Genomic DNA, 16,118 nt, shown 5'->3' with positions numbered 1-16,118 from the left:
GTAGAACTCCTGGGCCGCGCCGCCCGCTGAGGAGGGCGCAGCCAAGCAAAAGAGGGGCGTTTACTGGATCAGGCCGAACTCTTTGGCCAGCACTTTGTAATCAGCCACCTGTTTCTTCACATAGGTGTCCAGCTCTGGGCCGGTCATGGCGAACGGGAACAGCTCACGCTGGTCACGCAGCTTGGCGAACTCTTCGGAGGCCAGCAGTTTGTCGAACGCGTCTTTCCACCAGGCGTAGTCGGCATCGCTGACTTTTGGCCCAAGGTAGAAACCACGGACTACTGGCCAGACGATGTCGTAGCCTTGCTCCTTGGCGGTCGGAATGTTCTTCATTTCCGGTTCGTCCAGGCGCTCTTCGGCGAACACCGCTAGCAGGCGCATGTCACCGCTCAAGATGTGTGGCATGGAGTCGGAGATGTCGGTACTGCCCACCTGGATATGCCCGCCGAGCAGGGCGGTGGCGATTTCACCGCCGCCTTCGAGGGCCACGTAGCGCAGTTCACGCGGGTTGATCCCGGCGGCCTTGGCGATCAATGCGGTTTGCATCCAGTCCTGGCTGCCGACGGTGCCGCCGGAACCGATCACGACGCTGCCTGGATCTTTCTTCAGGGCTTTGACCAGGTCGTCGAGGGTCTTGTAGGGCGAATCGCTTTTCACCGCGATGGCACCGTAGCTGGTGCCTACCGCCGCCAACCAACGTACGGCGCTTTCATCAAAGCGACCGAACTTGCCCTGGGCCAGGTTCAGCAGCGAACCGCTGGACCAGGCAACCAGCGTGCCGGCATCGGCAGGCCGCTGGGCCACCACGGCGTTATAGGCCACCGCGCCCACGCCGCCGGGCATGTAGGTCACGCGCATCGGCTTGCTCAGCAGTTTTTCGTTGACCAGCGCGCTTTGCGCCAGTTTGCAGGTCAGGTCAAACCCACCGCCAGGGGAGGCCGGGGCGATACACTCCGGGCGCTTGGGCTCGTCAGCCAGCAGTTGGCCGGCGAACAGCATGCAGCCGGCAGCAAGGGCCAATTTACGCAGTGAAAAGGTCATGGTGTCTCTCCGTCTTTGTTGTTATGAGGTGGCTGACTACCAAAGCGCCACGCTGTAGCTGACCAACAGGCGCACTTCGTCCGCATCACGGGCCGAATAGTTGGAGCGGTACGTGGCGTTACGCAGGCGCACGGCCACGTCCTTGAAGGTGCCGCTTTGCACCACATAGCGGATCTCGCTGTTGCGCTCCCACTCTTTGCCGGTCTCGCCGTTCTTGAGCTTGATATTGTCACCCGACAGGTAACGGCTCATGAAACTCAGGCCGGGAATTCCCAGCTTGGCGAAGTCGTAGTCATAGCGTGCCTGCCAGGAGCGTTCTTCGGCTCCGGCGAAATCATTGATCTGCACGAAGTTGACCAGGTACGGGTCGCTGCCATCCACATAGGGAAAGGCGCTGTCGCCGGACATGTGCTGGTAGCCGGCGCTGAGCTTATGGCCATTGAGGGCATAGCTGAACAGGCCGTTGAGAGATTTGTTATCGATGTTGCCACCGCGGGCGGCCCCGGTGTCATCGCTGATCGCCAGGCGCAGGTCGGCGCCAAAGGTGCCGGGGCCCATAGGGCGCGAAGCCACTAGGCCGAGGAAGTGCTGACGGTACACGTCGTCGAGCTGGGCGAAGTGGTAGCTGCCGGTGATCTTGTCGGCGAACTTGTAGTCGACGCCGCCGAAGTTGAAGTGCCTGCCGGTGGCACCACCGACGAAACGGCTGTTCTTGTTGTTGAGGGCGATGTCTTCGTAGTCGGTGGAGTCGCGGTCTTTGGCTTTGTCCAGGCGACCACCGGTGAACACAAGGTTTTTGAATTCTTTCGACGTCAGCAGGCCGCCGTTGAAGGTCTGCGGCAGGATACGGCCGTCGTTGGGCTTGAGGGTCGGCAGTTCGGGGATCAATGCGCCGATTTTCAACTCGGTGGCGGAGATCTTCACTTTGCCGGTCAGGCCCAGCTTGGAGTACTCGTCGACCGCACGACCGTCGTCCGTGGGCAGCAGGCCGGTACCGGTGCGGTCGGGGCTGGAGTCGAGCTTGACCCCGAGCATGCCCAATGCGTCCACGCCGAAGCCGACGGTGCCGTCGGTGTAGCCCGATTGCAGGTTGAGCATGAAGCCCTGGGCCCATTCGTCACGCTTGGATTGTTGGGCACTGGTGCCGTCGCGGAAGTCGCGGTTGAAGTACATGTTGCGGGTTTCCAGGGTCGCGCTGCTGTCTTCGAAGAAAGCGGCCTGGCTGAGCGGCGAAAAGCCGGCGAGGGCGGCGGCACTGGCGAGGGCGGTCTGGGTCAGGCGGGAAAAACGAACAGGCGGGCAAGCCTGGGGCTGTGTCGACAGCATCGTGGTGTACTCCGTTATTGTTCTTATTTTGGCGAAAACGCTTCGAGGCGTTTTTCGGGTGTTGCGGATCAGGCAACGGGGTGGGCATAGACCACCGACGTTGGATGCTAAAGGGCGAACCTTTCACTAACCTTTCAGTTGTCTTTCAATGTTTTCGGGCTTCACAGGGCAGGTGGCGCCTGTAAACTGCCTCGCAAAGCGTGGCGCCGACCATGCCCGAATAAGGTGGAAATCCATGCGTGTCCTCTTGGTTGAAGACCATTTGCAACTCGCCGAAAGTGTCGCCCAGGCGCTCAAGAGCACGGGGTTGACCGTTGACGTGCTGCACGATGGCGTGGCTGCGGACCTGGCCTTGAGCAGCGAGGAATACGCGGTGGTGGTCCTCGATGTCGGGCTGCCGCGCATGGATGGTTTCGAGGTGCTGGCACGTTTGCGGGCGCGTGGGAAAAACCTGCCGGTATTGATGCTGACCGCACGCAGTGACGTGAAGGATCGCGTACATGGCCTGAACCTGGGCGCCGATGATTACCTCGCCAAGCCCTTTGAACTGACGGAGCTGGAAGCACGGGTCAAGGCGCTGCTGCGCCGCAGCGTACTTGGCGGCGAGCGCCAGCAGACCTGTGGTGTGCTGGTCTATGACCTGGATACGCGGCGGTTCACGGTGGGGGGCGAACTGATGACGCTGACCTCCCGCGAACAGGCGGTACTGGAAGCCTTGATCGCCCGCCCGGGCCGCGTGATGAGCAAGGAGCAACTGGCCTCCCAGGTATTCGGCCTGGACGAAGAAGCCAGCCCCGATGCCATCGAAATCTACGTGCACCGGCTGCGTAAGAAGCTCGATGGCCAACCCATTGCCATCGTGACGTTCCGTGGCCTGGGTTACTTGCTGGAAGCGCGTGATGCATAAGCCCAGCAGCCTGCGCTGGCGGCTGCTGTGGAACCTGGCGCTGCTGTTGGTGGTGTTGATGCTCGCCAGTGGCATGAGTGCTTACTGGAATGGTCGCGAAGCTGCCGACACCGCCTACGACCGTACGCTGCTGGCCTCGGCGCGGACGATCGCCGCCGGGTTGACCCAGGTAGATGGCACCCTCAGCGCCAATGTGCCGTATGTGGCCCTGGACACCTTCGCCTATGACAGCGCAGGGCGAATTTATTATCAGGTCAATGACATTGATCAGAAGCTGATCTCCGGCTACGAACATCTTCCCGGCCCACCACCCGGTACGCCGCGCACGGATGATTATCCCGCCTTGGCGCGCTTCTACGATGCCAAGTATCAGGGCCAGCCCGTGCGGGTGGTGAGCCTGCTCAAGGCCGTTTCCGAGCCGAACATGAACGGCATGGCGGAAATCCGTGTGGCTGAAACCGATGAAGCTCGCGTTGCCATGGCGCGTAGCCTGATGGCCGACACCTTGCTGCGCTTGGGCATGCTGGCTATCGGCGCGTTGCTGCTGGTGTGGTTTGCCGTGAGCGCGGCACTGCGCCCGCTGGAGCGCCTGCGCACGGCGGTTGAGGAGCGTCAGCCCGACGACTTGCGGCCGCTGCCACTGGTAGAGGTGCAGCACGAGTTCGGCCCGCTGGTACGCTCCATCAATCACTTCACCGAACGCCTGCGCGGTCAGTTTGAGCGGCAGGCGCAGTTCATTGCTGACGCCTCCCACGAGCTACGAACCCCGCTGGCCGCGTTGAAGGCCCGACTGGAACTGGGCTTGCGCGCAGAAGATCCCGGCACCTGGCGCAGTACCTTGGAGACCGCTGCCCAGGGCACCGACCGCCTGACTCACCTGGCCAATCAATTGTTGTCCCTGGCGCGCATCGAAAACGGTGCCCGGGCGATTGCCGAAGGGGGCGCGCAATTGCTCGATCTCAGCCAATTGGCGCGGGAGTTGGGGATGGCCATGGCGCCGCTGGCTCATGCGCGGGGTGTCGCCTTGGCCCTGGAGGCCGACGAGCCGGTGTGGCTGCGCGGCGAGCCGACGTTGTTGAACGAACTGCTGAGTAACTTAGTGGACAACGCACTCGCCCACACTCCACCGGGTGGCAATGTGATCCTTCGGGTCACGGCCCCGGCAGTGCTTGAGGTGGAGGATGATGGGCCGGGTATCCCGCTGGATGAGCGGGACCGGGTCTTCGAGCGTTTCTACCGCCGCAGTCAGCAGGGTGTGGGGTCCGGCCTGGGCTTGGCGATTGTCGGGGAAATCTGCCGGGCGCACTTGGCGCAAATCAGTTTGCACGACGGTGAGTCAGCGGGGTTGAAAGTGCGGGTGAGTTTTATCGCGGGTTGATCAGTAAAACATCGAGCGTGCTTCATCCAGTTCTGCACGCAGGGCGTCGCTGTAGGGATCCAGGCGCAGCTTCTTGATGGCCGGCAACGTTGAAACAGGCACACTCGCCAAGGGATGGTCGGTGCCTCGGTGGCAATACAACGTGGCGATTTGCACCAAATCGATGTAGTCCAGGCGCGGTGACTCGCGTTCCAGGTCCAGGTATTGCCCCGGCAGGCTGGCCAGCATCTCCGGGAAGTCCCAGACACGCAGCAGTTTGTCCCCCAACACCGGGTGAATGCTGTCGATCACGTGGTTGAGGCTGACCGGGTCCGAGAGCAGCTCGTAGTGGTCTTCGGCGTAGGTGAGGATCGGCAGCACGCCAATCTGATGCACCAGGCCGCCGAGGGCTGCCTGGTCCGGCTTGAGTTGGCTGTGGCTGCGGCACAGGGCATAGCTGACGCCAGCCACTTCCAGGCTGCGCCGCCACACTTCGCGCATTTTCAGCTCGACCACCTCGGAGCGGGCGTGAAAGATCTGCTCCATCACCAGGCCAATGGCCAGGTTGCTGCTGTAGTTGGTGCCCAGCCGGGTGATGGCGGTATGTAGGTCGGTGACTTCCTGGGTGGCGCGCAACAGCGGGCTGTTGACCACTTTGATCAGCCGCGCCGACAGGGCGGTATCGCGACCGATCACTTTGCTCAAATGGCTGATGCTGATATCCGGGTCTTCGGCGGCTTGGCGAATCTTCAGGGCCACTTCCGGTAATGTCGGCAGAACCAGGTCATCGTTGTCGATGGCCTTCACCAAAGCCTGTTGGACTTTTTCCGCCAGCTTGTTCATTCATGCTCTCTAGGGTGCTGCAAAAAGGTACGACGATTAACGCTGGATCTCTTTATCGCGATCCAGTGGGTAAGGCAGGTCAAGCAATTGCAAGCGTGGGCCTTCCAGGGTGCCTAAGTGCACATCGCCGCTGTCGGCAGCTTCGGCTTGCAATACGGCTAGAAGTTCAATGGTTTGGTCGGCTTTTGCGGCGATCACCACTTCGCCGATCGAACTGTTATGGCTGGGCGAGAATAGCGCAGTGCCAGGCTCAGGCAGTTCGGCGGCATTGAGGCTCAAACGATACAGGCGACGCTTGAGCTTACCGAGGTACTGCATGCGCGCGACGATTTCCTGGCCGGTGTAGCAGCCTTTCTTGAAGCTGACGCCGCCTACGGCCTGCAGGTTGAGCATCTGCGGGATGAACAGTTCGCGGGTTTGTGGCATGACCTGGCCGATGCCTGCGCGGATCTGGCCGAGCAGCCATTCATTCAATTCAGCTGCTTCAAGCTGTGCTGCCAATTGCGTACGTACGGCTTCGCCCTGGTCGGCAGGCGTCCAGAGTTCGGCGCGGCCGGGGGAGACCCGAATAGCGATCAGTGAGTCTGTACGCACGACGCTGTCGGTCTCGACAGGCAATTCCAGGCCCAGGCCGGCCAAGGCCTGATCCGCATTCGCCAGGCCAAAACGCGCCCAGGCGGCGCTTTCGTCGGTGAGCTTGGACTTGGAGAACACGGCGTACTTCTTCAGGTCCGCCAGTTGCGGTTCGAGCAGTTCGGTGGCCATCGCCAGGAGTACGCCGTCACCTTGCAACAGGATGCGAAAGCTCGACTGCATGCGCCCTTTTTGTGTGCAGCGCGCACCGAGGCTGGCCTGGGTGTCACTCAGGTAATTGAGGTTGCAGGTCAGTTGCCCTTGCAAGAACTTGGCAGCGTCGGCGCCGCGGACGGCGAGAACGCCTTCGTGGGACAGGGGGCAGAAAAAAGCAGAGTCAGCCATGGGTCATCGCAGGTCAAAAAGTCATGGGTGCATCATAGAGGGGCGCCCGGCAAATGGATAGTTTCCGTAAGGGCCGACCAAAGCCGAGTGTTCCACTGCCGTCGGGCCTGTATACTTGCCGCCTATTTGAGGAGCGCTCCATGGTCGAAGATGTAGAAATCAATCGCCTCTACTGGCACAGCCGCCGAGGCATGCTGGAGTTGGATGTGTTGCTGGTACCTTTCACCAAGGAGGTGTATGCGACGCTCAATCAGGTGGATCGTGACCTCTACGTCAGGCTGCTGACCTGCGAAGACCAGGACATGTTCGGCTGGTTCATGGAGCGTGCCGAATCGGAAGACCCTGAGCTGCAGCGCATGGTTCGGATGATCCTGGATCGTGTCCAGCCCAAGTAATCGCTTCGAATGCCGCTGGCAGGCCTCTCGGCTGCTGCTGGCGGCGTATCTCCTTGCCCAGTCGTTTGCGCTGGGTAGCTTGTTGGTTCTCGATTTACCCTATTCAAGCCTTGGCATGCTGGTGTGCCTGGCTCATGTCGCCTGGATAGTGCCGCGACATGTCCTGTTGACTCACCGTTCGTCGGTTCGTGGTTTGCGCCGTGACGAGGACGGCTGGCAGTTATTCAGTGATGAGCGCGGCTGGCACGCTGTGCAACTGCGCCCCGATAGCCTGGCATTGCCGCTGGTCGTGGTGCTGCGTTACCGAGTACAGGGCGAATGGCGCGTGCGCTCGCTGTGCGTGCCGAGGGATTCGCAGGTCGCCGATGTGCATCGGCGCCTGCGGGTTCGCCTGAAGTTCAGTCGTCGTAGGTGGCTGGCACCAGGATAGTGTCGCGGGCTTCGGGCAGCATTTGCGGGTAGTCGAGGGTGTAGTGCAGGCCCCGGCTTTCTTTGCGTTCCATGGCGGAGCGGATCATCAGCTCCGCGACTTGGGCCAGGTTGCGCAATTCGATCAGGTCGCGGCTGACTTTATAGTTGCTGTAGAACTCGTCGATCTCGTCCAGCAGCAGTCGCACCCGGTGCTGGGCGCGTTGCAGGCGTTTGTTGGTGCGCACGATCCCTACGTAGTCCCACATGAAGCGGCGTAGCTCGTCCCAGTTGTGGGCGATGATCACGTCTTCGTCGGAATCGGTGACCTGGCTGGCGTCCCAGCGGGGCAGGGCGGCGGGCACTGCGATATGGGGCAATTGTTCCAATATGTCCGCCGCCGCCGAGCGTGCGTAGACGAAGCATTCGAGCAGTGAATTGCTGGCCATGCGATTGGCGCCGTGCAGGCCGGTGAAGCTGGTTTCGCCAATCGCATACAGGCCCGGTACATCGGTGCGACCGTGCTGGTCGACCATCACGCCGCCGCAGGTGTAGTGCGCGGCCGGCACCACCGGGATCGGGCCTTTGGTGATGTCGATGTTGAAGGTCAGGCAGCGTTCGTAGACCGTCGGGAAGTGGGTCTTGATGAAGGCTTCGGGCTTATGGCTGATATCGAGATAGACGCAGTCGATGCCCAGGCGCTTCATTTCGTGGTCGATGGCACGGGCGACGATATCCCGAGGGGCCAGTTCGGCACGCGGGTCGAAGCGCTGCATGAAGCGCTCGCCGTTCGGCAGCTTCAAATGCGCACCTTCACCACGCAGGGCCTCGGTGATCAGGAAGCTTTTGGCCTGCGGGTGGTATAGGCATGTCGGGTGGAACTGGTTGAACTCCAGGTTGGCCACCCGGCAGCCCGAACGCCAAGCCATGGCGATGCCATCACCGCAGGCGCCGTCGGGGTTGCTGGTATAGAGATAGACCTTGGCCGCGCCGCCCGATGCGAGGATGGTGAAGCGCGCACCATAGGTGTCGACTTCGCCGCTGGCACGGTTGAGCACGTAGGCGCCGAGGCAGCGTTCGCCTTCCAGGCCCAGGCGTTTCTCAGTGATCAGGTCAACGGCGACGCGTTGCTCCAGCAGTTCGATGTTGGGGCGTTGGCGGGCCTGGTCGAGCAACGTCTTGAAGATCGCGGCACCGGTGGCATCGGCGGCGTGGATGATGCGGCGATGGCTGTGACCGCCTTCGCGGGTCAGATGGAACTCGAATCCACCGTCATCGTTGCCGCCCTGTTCGTCGCGAGTGAACGGTACGCCCTGGTCGATCAGCCATTGGATGGCTTCGCGACTATGCTCGACGGTAAAGCGCACCGCCTCTTCGTTGCACAGGCCGCCTCCGGCGTTGAGGGTGTCTTCAACGTGGGACTGGACCGTGTCGGTGTCGTCCAGCACGGCGGCGACACCACCCTGGGCCCAGAACGTCGAACCGTTGGCCAGGTCGCCCTTGCTCAGTACTGCAATGCGCAGGTGGCTGGGAAGGGTCAGCGCAAGGCTCAACCCGGCCGCGCCGCTGCCGATCACCAAAACATCGTGTTGAAACTGTTGGCTCATTGGAAGGATTCCGCAAAAAGCGATCCGAAGGGGAGGCGCAAACAGGACGCCTGGATCGGCGAATCAAAGGGTCACACGGGCCACTAGTATATAGAGGGGGGGAGCGGCACAATAGCCGGACATTCGTGGCAATGTGAGATTAGTGTGCACGAATCGGGCGCAGTGAGCCGGTTATTGACGTGGGAACTTTTTGCATGAGCCCCGACTCAATAGCAGGTTGCCCGAAAGCTGGGAAAACGTTGAGTTTATTGGCCCGTCGGGAGCATTGGACGCGTCAGGAAGCCGACGACAAGATTATTCGCGCAGCCGGCATCGCCCGTGCTGCGTTTTTCGTGTGTGCCAAATCAGTGCGCACCGGAAACTTGCTTGAAGGGGGAGAACTTTTGCGAAAAGCCCGAGTCTATGTTTGCAAGCCTGATCGTTTAGTTATGCAAGCCTCCTTCAAGTACAACGAGGAGTGTTCATGCTAACCCAGGAAGAGGATCAGCAGCTGGTCGAACGCGTTCAGCGCGGCGACAAGCGAGCATTTGATCTGCTAGTGCTGAAATACCAGCACAAAATTCTCGGGTTGATCGTGCGATTTGTGCACGACACCCATGAAGCGCAGGACGTAGCACAGGAAGCCTTTATCAAGGCATACCGGGCGCTAGGCAATTTTCGCGGTGACAGTGCGTTTTACACGTGGCTATACCGCATCGCCATCAACACGGCGAAGAACTATCTGGTGTCTCGCGGGCGCCGCCCACCTGATAGCGATGTAAGTTCAGAAGATGCAGAATTTTACGATGGTGATCACGGCCTCAAGGATCTCGAGTCGCCGGAGCGAGCACTGCTGCGCGACGAGATCGAAGGCACCGTTCATCGCACAATTCAGCAACTTCCGGAAGATTTGCGTACGGCGTTAACTTTACGTGAATTCGACGGTCTGAGTTACGAAGACATTGCGAGCGTCATGCAGTGTCCGGTGGGGACTGTAAGGTCACGGATTTTCCGGGCCCGGGAAGCCATCGATAAAGCCTTGCAACCGTTGTTGCAGGAAAACTAAAGACAGCGGCGACAGCCAAGAGAGGAACCGCCATGAGTCGTGATGCCCTGCAGGAATCGCTGTCCGCAGTGATGGATAACGAAGCGGATGAACTGGAACTTCGTCGAGTGCTCAATGCATTCGATGATGCCGAAACCCGTGATACCTGGTCTCGTTACCAAGTCGCTCGGGCGGTGATGCACAAGGATCTATTAGTCCCTCGTCTGGATATTGCTGCGGCCGTTTCTGCTGCGCTGGCCGATGAAACCGTTCCGGCCAAAGCTTCTCGAGGTCCATGGCGCAGTCTGGGCCGCTTGGCGGTTGCTGCTTCGGTGACTGTTGCCGTATTGGCGGGTGTTCGCTTGTACAACCAGGATGAGATCGCCGGTAACGAGTTGGCCCAACAGACTCAGCAACCCGTCATGGCCGGCCCGCAAGTTAAAGGCCCGGCAGTGCTGGCCGGCTACAAGGAAAGCTCTGATACCACCGGCCCTATGGCCAACGGTGTACTTCAAGGGCAATCCGGTTGGCAGGATCAGCGCCTTCCAGGTTACCTGCGCCAACACGCACAGGAATCGGCCTTGAAAGGCACTGAAAGCGCTTTGCCTTATGCCCGTGCTGCAAGCCTGGAAAACCGCTGAACCGCTAAGGGGCCCTATGCGCGCCATACCGCTCCTTACGCTTTTGCTCAGTAGTTGGTTTGCACTATCCGCCCATGCCGACGAAGCCCAAGACTGGCTGACTCGACTTGGGCGTGCAGAGCAGCAGCAAAGCTTCGAAGGTACGTTCGTCTACGAGCGTAATGGCAGTTTTTCTACCCATGACATCTGGCATCGTGTCCAGGATGGTCAGGTTCGCGAGCGATTATTACAACTCGACGGATCTGCCCAGGAAGTCGTGCGGATAGATGGTCGTACTCAATGCGTCAGCGGCACACTCGTCGCCGGCCTTGGTAACTCAAGTGATGCATCGTCTCCGCGTGCCCTTGATCCACAAAAGCTCACTCAGTTTTATGACCTGGCCGTTATTGGCAAATCCCGCGTGGCCGGCCGTAATGCGGTAATTGTCTCGATCACCCCGCGCGACCAATATCGGTATGGCTTTGAGCTGCATGTGGATCGCGAAACGGCGTTACCACTCAAATCGTTGTTGCTCAACGATCAAGGGCAGTTGCTGGAGCGCTTCCAGTTCACTCGCCTGAACACGTCAGTCGCGCCCTCTGATCGAGATTTGCAACCCAGCAGCGAATGTACGCCCGTCACGGTTTCCAATAACAAAGCACCAGAAGTGCCGGCCAGTCAGGCATGGCACCTGGATTGGTTGCCGCCTGGTTTTCAGCTCACCAGCAGTACCGCACGTCAAGACACCCAAACCAAATCCACGATCGACAGCTTGATGTATGACGATGGGCTTGCGCGATTCTCGGTTTTCCTTGAGTCGACAGACGGTGCGAGCGTGACGGAGGCCCGTACTCAGCTTGGCCCTACGGTGGCCGTGTCACGGCGCCTGAACACCGTGGACGGTGAGGTGATGGTGACGGTTGTCGGCGAAATCCCCATCGGCACTGCCGAGCGCATCGCTCTATCGGTACGTAGTGAAAAGGCTGCCTCCCAGCCGTGAGTTGTTAATCCTATGTTCATCCAGACCTTTCAATGTAAACCTATGCTTGTTTGGGGGCTGAGAGCATGAAATGTCCGGATCAGTATTTTCACTTGCAAAAAATCCCCATGTTTTTTATAGGTCAGGGCTTGTCGGCTCTGGCCTTGTTTTGTTCGCGGAACAAAGATGTCGGTCGCAGTTTTCGGCGTTTCTTGAACCCTGTCGCTCAACCCTGCTCGTCGTAACGGGAGCTGTATGTCGATACCACGTTTGAAGTCTTACTTATCCATAGTCGCCACGGTGCTGGTGTTGGGTCAGGCTGTGTCCGCGCAAGCGGCCGAGCTGCCCGACTTCACCCAACTGGTAGAGCAGGCCTCGCCTGCCGTGGTGAACATCAGTACCACGCAAAAGCTGCCGGAACGCAAAGTCTCCAACCAGCAGATGCCGGACCTGGAAGGCCTGCCGCCGATGCTGCGCGAGTTCTTCGAACGTGGCATGCCGCAACAACGCTCCCCGCGTGGCGGCGGTGGTGGTCAGCGTGAAGCGCAGTCCCTGGGCTCGGGCTTCATCATTTCGCCTGATGGCTACATCCTCACCAATAACCATGTGATTGCCGATGCTGACGAGATCCTCGTGCGCCTGGCCGACCGCAGTGAGCTGAAAGCCAAGCTGATCGGAACTGACCCACGTTCCGACGTGGCCCTGCTGAAAATCGATGGCAAGGATCTACCGGTGCTGAAGCTGGGTAAATCCCAGGATTTGAAGGCCGGGCAGTGGGTCGTGGCAATCGGTTCGCCGTTTGGCTTTGACCATACCGTTACACAGGGCATCGTCAGCGCCATCGGCCGCAGCCTGCCGAACGAAAACTACGTGCCGTTCATCCAGACCGACGTGCCGATCAACCCGGGTAACTCGGGTGGTCCGCTGTTCAACCTGGCGGGTGAAGTGGTGGGTATCAACTCGCAGATCTACACCCGTTCCGGTGGCTTCATGGGCGTGTCCTTCGCGATTCCGATCGACGTGGCCATGGATGTTTCCAACCAGTTGAAAAGCGGTGGCAAAGTCAGCCGTGGCTGGTTGGGCGTAGTCATCCAGGAAGTGAATAAAGACCTGGCTGAATCCTTTGGCCTCGACAAGCCGGCCGGTGCCTTGGTCGCGCAGATTCAGGACGACGGTCCGGCTGCCAAAGGCGGCCTGCAAGTCGGCGATGTGATCCTGAGCATGAATGGCCAGCCGATCATCATGTCCGCCGATTTGCCGCACTTGGTCGGTGCTCTGAAGGCGGGCAGCAAAGCCAAGCTGGAAGTGATCCGTGAGGGCAAGCGCCAGACCGTTGAGCTGACCGTCGGTGCGATCCCCGAAGAAGGCGCGACTCTGGATGCGCTGGGTAATGCCAAGCCAGGTGCCGAGCGCAGCAGCAACCGTCTGGGCATTGCTGTCGTTGAGCTGACCGCCGAGCAGAAGAAGAGCTTCGACCTCAAGAGCGGCGTGGTGATCAAGGAAGTCCAGGACGGTCCTGCCGCCTTGATCGGCCTGCAGCCGGGCGATGTGATTACCCACCTGAACAATCAGGCGATCAACTCCACCAAGGAATTCACCGACATCGCCAAGGCGTTGCCGAAGAATCGTTCGGTGTCGATGCGTGTCCTGCGTCAGGGGCGTGCCAGCTTCATCACCTTCAAGCTGGCTGAGTAATTCTCTAGCCCAATAAAAAGCCCCGCTTTCGTTTGACGAAGGCGGGGCTTTTTTGTGGGCGATGGGTTTAGCTCATCATTCCTTTTACCAAGCGTTCCTGTTCGATCAATTCACGCTGGCGTGCGTCGATACGTGAAGACAGCGGGAAGTTGTTGCCGGCCCGACGCTTGGCGAAGTCCAGTTGTTGAATGGCCTGTTTGAAGTCACCGACCAAGGCAAAGTATTCGGCCCGGGCCTGATGCAGGCCGATGATGTTGCCGGACAAACCGCGTGTTTCTGCGACCTGGTACCACACATCTGGATCGTCGGGGCGGGATTTGAGTAACCCATCCAGCGCCTTTTCGGCATCAGCGGTGCGGTTTTGCTTGAGCAGCAAGTCCACTCGCGCCTGGTTCAATGGATAGTTTCCAGGGTATTGGGTGAGCATCCGGTCAGTACGCTGCTGGGCGTCCGGCAGACGATTGTTGGTGATGTCCAGCTCGATCTGCGCCAGGTTGTAGGTAATGTCGTTGGGCGCCTTGGCCAGCAGCGGTGCCAGGCTTTCCCGCGCTTCCTTGAGTTTGATGCCCTTGATTTGGGCGATGGCCAGGCCATAGCGCGCCACGTCGTTCTTCGGATTTTCGTCCAGCTGTGCCTGGAAGCGCTTGGCGGCCAGGCCCGGGGTGTCTTCATATTGCAGTTGCACGCGTGCGCGGATCAGTTGATAGCGCAGGCTGTCTTCCTTGCCGCCGGGCTTGGCTTGTTCGGCGCGGTTGCGCGTGTCGGCGATCCGCGACTCGGTCACCGGGTGAGTCAACAGGAATTCTGGTGGCTTGGCGTCGAAGCGGTATTGGCGCATGAGCCGTTCGAACATGGTGGGCATGGAGCGCGGGTCGTAACCGGCTTTTTCCAGGTTGAGGATGCCAATACGGTCAGCCTCCTGCTCGTTCTGGCGCGAGAACCGGCGTTGCTCCTGGATAGCCGCTGCCTGGCTGCCGGCAATGGCAGCAATACCGGCGTCACCCGCACCTGCCGCCGCCGCGATGATGCCGCCGAGCAGGGCGGCCATCATCGGGATCTGCATGCGCGACTGCGCTTCTACGCCCCGTGCAAAGTGACGTTGGGACAAGTGCGCCAATTCGTGGGCCAGTACCGAAGCGTATTCACCTTCAGTCTGGGCATTGAGGAACAGACCACCGTTGACCCCGACAATCCCCCCAGGCGCGGCAAAGGCGTTGAGTTGCGGGCTGTTGATCAGGATGAACTCCAGGCGCCGGTCGTTGACCTGGCTGGTCTCCACCAGTTTATACACGCTGGTTTCGACATAATCCTTGAGCTGTGGGTCATTGAGCTGCGAGACCTGACCGCGCAAGTAAGCGAGCCAGGCGCGGCCCAGTTGAAACTCCTGTTGTGGCGAGACAATGGCAGAACTGGCGTCGCCAAGTGACGGCAGGTCGTCAGCGAAGCCCGGAGAGGCCAGCAGGCAAGCCAGCGTCAGCAGGGTAGGGCGCAAAAAAGTCATGCACAAAGCCTTTCGACAAAGAGCTTACTGTAGCCGGACACTGAGCTTCGGACCAGATATTCTAAGCAGCCCAAACGCTTGTCCGGAGTAAACCCATGACCGACGCTGTAGCCTTTGATGCCGAGCTCGACGCCAGCGGCCTCAATTGCCCGTTGCCCCTGCTCAAGGCCAAGCTGGAACTCAATCGATTGGCCAGTGGTGCAGTACTCAAGGTGACCGCCACTGATGCTGGCTCCCAGCGCGATTTCCGGACTTTTGCCAAACTGGCTGGTCATACTCTGCTACACGAAGAAGACGCTGCCGGCGTGTACCGTTATTGGTTGCGCAAAGCCTGAATCGTTCACCCCACCACCCGAGGTTGATTGATGTTCAAAGTGTTACGAGACTGGATTCAGCGCTACTTTTCCGATGAAGAGGCCGTGGTGCTGGCCGTCCTGCTGTTCCTGGCTTTTACGGCCGTACTCACTTTGGGTGGAATGCTGGCGCCGGTGCTGGCAGGGATGGTGCTGGCCTACCTGATGCAGGGGTTGGTCACTACCCTGGAGCGCTTGCGTTTACCGGGCGGTGTGGCGGTGGGGTTGGTATTTGCCTTGTTCATGGGCGTGCTGGTGGTGTTCATTGTGGTGGTGCTGCCGTTGCTATGGCATCAGTTGATCACTCTGTTCAATGAATTGCCGGGCATGCTTGCCAAGTGGCAATCACTCTTGCTCTTGCTGCCCGAGCGCTATCCGCATTTGGTGTCGGATGAGCAGGTGTTGCAGGCCATTGAAGTGGCGCGCGGTGAGATCGGAAAATTCGGGCAGTGGGCGCTGACCTTTTCTCTGTCCAGCCTGCCGTTGGTGGTCAACATCATGATCTATCTGGTACTGGTGCCGATCCTGGTGTTTTTCTTCCTCAAGGACCGCGCGATGATCGGCCGCTGGGTACGTGGCTACCTGCCGCGTGAGCGCGCGTTGATTACGCGGGTGGCCGAAGAGATGAACCGCCAGATCGCCAACTACATTCGTGGCAAAGGGATTGAGATCGTTATTTGCGGAGGCGTCACCTACATCGCCTTTGTCGCACTTGGGCTGAACTACGCGGCGCTGCTGGCGTTGCTGGTAGGTGTTTCAGTGGTGGTGCCGTATGTCGGCGCCGTGGTGGTGACGGTGCCGGTGATGTTGATCGCTTTGTTCCAGTGGGGCTGGAGTGACCAGTTCATCTACCTGATGGCGGTGTACGGCATTATCCAGACCCTGGATGGCAACGTGCTGGTGCCGCTGCTTTTCTCCGAAGCCGTCAACCTGCACCCGGTGGCAATCATCTGTGCAGTGCTTTTGTTTGGCGGGCTTTGGGGATTTTGGGGGGTGTTCTTTGCGATTCCCCTGGCGACGCTGTTCAAGGCGGTGCTGGATGCGTGGCCTCGACAGGAACCGGTGGTTGCACCGCTGTTGTAGT

General features: G+C 59.9%; 16 protein-coding genes. 10 read left to right on the top strand and 6 right to left on the bottom strand.

Features of this window, described 5'->3' with window-relative positions; all coding sequences use genetic code 11:
- Positions 1-60 precede the first annotated feature (60 nt).
- Both AC07V4_RS12390 and AC07V4_RS12385 read right to left on the bottom strand, forming a co-directional pair.
- The gene (locus AC07V4_RS12390) at positions 61-1,041 is read right to left on the bottom strand and encodes a Bug family tripartite tricarboxylate transporter substrate binding protein (RefSeq protein ID WP_492636096.1); all 981 of its coding nucleotides are present in this window, start codon (positions 1,039-1,041) and stop codon (positions 61-63) included.
- Between the two features lie 36 nt (positions 1,042-1,077).
- Positions 1,078-2,367 (bottom strand): OprD family porin, encoded by a 1,290-nt coding sequence (locus tag AC07V4_RS12385; protein ID WP_492636097.1) that lies wholly within the window; start codon positions 2,365-2,367, stop codon positions 1,078-1,080.
- A 235-nt stretch (positions 2,368-2,602) separates the two neighbouring features.
- Here AC07V4_RS12385 and AC07V4_RS12380 point away from each other — a divergent pair, with 235 nt between their 5' ends.
- Together AC07V4_RS12380 and AC07V4_RS12375 are read left to right on the top strand one after the other, a co-directional pair.
- Positions 2,603-3,274, top strand: coding sequence for a response regulator (locus tag AC07V4_RS12380; RefSeq protein ID WP_431752721.1), 672 nt, complete (start codon positions 2,603-2,605; stop codon positions 3,272-3,274).
- Complete coding sequence (locus AC07V4_RS12375; RefSeq protein ID WP_431752720.1) at positions 3,267-4,652, top strand: sensor histidine kinase; 1,386 nt, start codon at positions 3,267-3,269, stop codon at positions 4,650-4,652. Before AC07V4_RS12380 ends, AC07V4_RS12375 begins: the two co-directional genes overlap by 8 nt.
- Here AC07V4_RS12375 and AC07V4_RS12370 read toward each other — a convergent pair whose 3' ends face one another.
- Complete coding sequence (locus AC07V4_RS12370; RefSeq protein ID WP_492636098.1) at positions 4,653-5,474, bottom strand: HDOD domain-containing protein; 822 nt, start codon at positions 5,472-5,474, stop codon at positions 4,653-4,655.
- 36 nt (positions 5,475-5,510) lie between these two features.
- Positions 5,511-6,452 carry a CAF17-like 4Fe-4S cluster assembly/insertion protein YgfZ gene (ygfZ, locus tag AC07V4_RS12365; protein ID WP_492636099.1) on the bottom strand — a complete coding sequence of 314 codons (942 nt, stop codon included), beginning with the start codon at positions 6,450-6,452 and terminating at the stop codon, positions 5,511-5,513.
- A 140-nt stretch (positions 6,453-6,592) separates the two neighbouring features.
- Between ygfZ and AC07V4_RS12360 the strand changes: the two genes are divergently transcribed.
- The gene (locus AC07V4_RS12360) at positions 6,593-6,847 is read left to right on the top strand and encodes an FAD assembly factor SdhE (protein WP_014717362.1); all 255 of its coding nucleotides are present in this window, start codon (positions 6,593-6,595) and stop codon (positions 6,845-6,847) included.
- Positions 6,831-7,277: a protein YgfX gene (locus tag AC07V4_RS12355; RefSeq protein WP_492636100.1), complete on the top strand. Its 447-nt coding sequence runs from the start codon at positions 6,831-6,833 to the stop codon at positions 7,275-7,277. The genes AC07V4_RS12360 and AC07V4_RS12355 overlap by 17 nt, the downstream gene beginning before the upstream one ends.
- Here AC07V4_RS12355 and nadB read toward each other — a convergent pair.
- Positions 7,246-8,862, bottom strand: a complete 1,617-nt coding sequence (gene nadB / locus AC07V4_RS12350) for an L-aspartate oxidase (protein ID WP_492636101.1) — start codon at positions 8,860-8,862, stop codon at positions 7,246-7,248. The two genes, AC07V4_RS12355 and nadB, sit on opposite strands and share 32 nt — an antisense overlap.
- A gap of 463 nt (positions 8,863-9,325) precedes the next feature.
- Between nadB and rpoE the strand changes: the two genes are divergently transcribed.
- The 4 genes from rpoE (at position 9,326) to AC07V4_RS12330 (ending at position 13,180) form a co-directional block, all read left to right on the top strand.
- Positions 9,326-9,907, top strand: coding sequence for an RNA polymerase sigma factor RpoE/AlgU (rpoE, locus tag AC07V4_RS12345; protein WP_003172477.1), 582 nt, complete (start codon positions 9,326-9,328; stop codon positions 9,905-9,907).
- Between the two features lie 32 nt (positions 9,908-9,939).
- On the top strand, positions 9,940-10,527 hold the full coding sequence (locus tag AC07V4_RS12340) for a sigma-E factor negative regulatory protein (protein WP_492636102.1): 588 nt from the start codon (positions 9,940-9,942) through the stop codon (positions 10,525-10,527).
- Between the two features lie 16 nt (positions 10,528-10,543).
- Positions 10,544-11,506 (top strand): MucB/RseB C-terminal domain-containing protein, encoded by a 963-nt coding sequence (locus AC07V4_RS12335; protein WP_492636103.1) that lies wholly within the window; start codon positions 10,544-10,546, stop codon positions 11,504-11,506.
- A gap of 234 nt (positions 11,507-11,740) precedes the next feature.
- The gene (locus tag AC07V4_RS12330; RefSeq protein WP_492636104.1) at positions 11,741-13,180 is read left to right on the top strand and encodes a DegQ family serine endoprotease; all 1,440 of its coding nucleotides are present in this window, start codon (positions 11,741-11,743) and stop codon (positions 13,178-13,180) included.
- 67 nt (positions 13,181-13,247) lie between these two features.
- Here AC07V4_RS12330 and AC07V4_RS12325 read toward each other — a convergent pair whose 3' ends face one another.
- Complete coding sequence (locus tag AC07V4_RS12325; protein WP_492636105.1) at positions 13,248-14,681, bottom strand: M48 family metallopeptidase; 1,434 nt, start codon at positions 14,679-14,681, stop codon at positions 13,248-13,250.
- A gap of 95 nt (positions 14,682-14,776) precedes the next feature.
- Between AC07V4_RS12325 and AC07V4_RS12320 the strand changes: the two genes are divergently transcribed.
- Together AC07V4_RS12320 and AC07V4_RS12315 are read left to right on the top strand one after the other, a co-directional pair.
- Entirely contained in the window at positions 14,777-15,016 is a 240-nt protein-coding gene (locus tag AC07V4_RS12320; protein ID WP_269133153.1) for a sulfurtransferase TusA family protein, read from the top strand.
- A gap of 30 nt (positions 15,017-15,046) precedes the next feature.
- Positions 15,047-16,117 carry an AI-2E family transporter gene (locus AC07V4_RS12315; RefSeq protein WP_431750938.1) on the top strand — a complete coding sequence of 357 codons (1,071 nt, stop codon included), beginning with the start codon at positions 15,047-15,049 and terminating at the stop codon, positions 16,115-16,117.
- Position 16,118 lies beyond the last annotated feature (1 nt).

Source organism: Pseudomonas sp. GW821-FHT03A09 (assembly GCF_059421065.1).
This window is presented reverse-complemented; position numbering and strand designations above follow the sequence as displayed.

Coding starts and splice junctions, on each gene's coding strand:
- AC07V4_RS12390 (WP_492636096.1), bottom strand. CDS start 1,041: ATGACCTTTTCACTGCGTAAATTGGCCCTTGCTGCCGGCTGCATGCTG.
- AC07V4_RS12385 (WP_492636097.1), bottom strand. CDS start 2,367: ATGCTGTCGACACAGCCCCAGGCTTGCCCGCCTGTTCGTTTTTCCCGC.
- AC07V4_RS12380 (WP_431752721.1), top strand. CDS start 2,603: ATGCGTGTCCTCTTGGTTGAAGACCATTTGCAACTCGCCGAAAGTGTC.
- AC07V4_RS12375 (WP_431752720.1), top strand. CDS start 3,267: ATGCATAAGCCCAGCAGCCTGCGCTGGCGGCTGCTGTGGAACCTGGCG.
- AC07V4_RS12370 (WP_492636098.1), bottom strand. CDS start 5,474: ATGAACAAGCTGGCGGAAAAAGTCCAACAGGCTTTGGTGAAGGCCATC.
- ygfZ (WP_492636099.1), bottom strand. CDS start 6,452: ATGGCTGACTCTGCTTTTTTCTGCCCCCTGTCCCACGAAGGCGTTCTC.
- AC07V4_RS12360 (WP_014717362.1), top strand. CDS start 6,593: ATGGTCGAAGATGTAGAAATCAATCGCCTCTACTGGCACAGCCGCCGA.
- nadB (WP_492636101.1), bottom strand. CDS start 8,862: ATGAGCCAACAGTTTCAACACGATGTTTTGGTGATCGGCAGCGGCGCG.
- rpoE (WP_003172477.1), top strand. CDS start 9,326: ATGCTAACCCAGGAAGAGGATCAGCAGCTGGTCGAACGCGTTCAGCGC.
- AC07V4_RS12340 (WP_492636102.1), top strand. CDS start 9,940: ATGAGTCGTGATGCCCTGCAGGAATCGCTGTCCGCAGTGATGGATAAC.
- AC07V4_RS12335 (WP_492636103.1), top strand. CDS start 10,544: ATGCGCGCCATACCGCTCCTTACGCTTTTGCTCAGTAGTTGGTTTGCA.
- AC07V4_RS12330 (WP_492636104.1), top strand. CDS start 11,741: ATGTCGATACCACGTTTGAAGTCTTACTTATCCATAGTCGCCACGGTG.
- AC07V4_RS12325 (WP_492636105.1), bottom strand. CDS start 14,681: ATGACTTTTTTGCGCCCTACCCTGCTGACGCTGGCTTGCCTGCTGGCC.
- AC07V4_RS12320 (WP_269133153.1), top strand. CDS start 14,777: ATGACCGACGCTGTAGCCTTTGATGCCGAGCTCGACGCCAGCGGCCTC.
- AC07V4_RS12315 (WP_431750938.1), top strand. CDS start 15,047: ATGTTCAAAGTGTTACGAGACTGGATTCAGCGCTACTTTTCCGATGAA.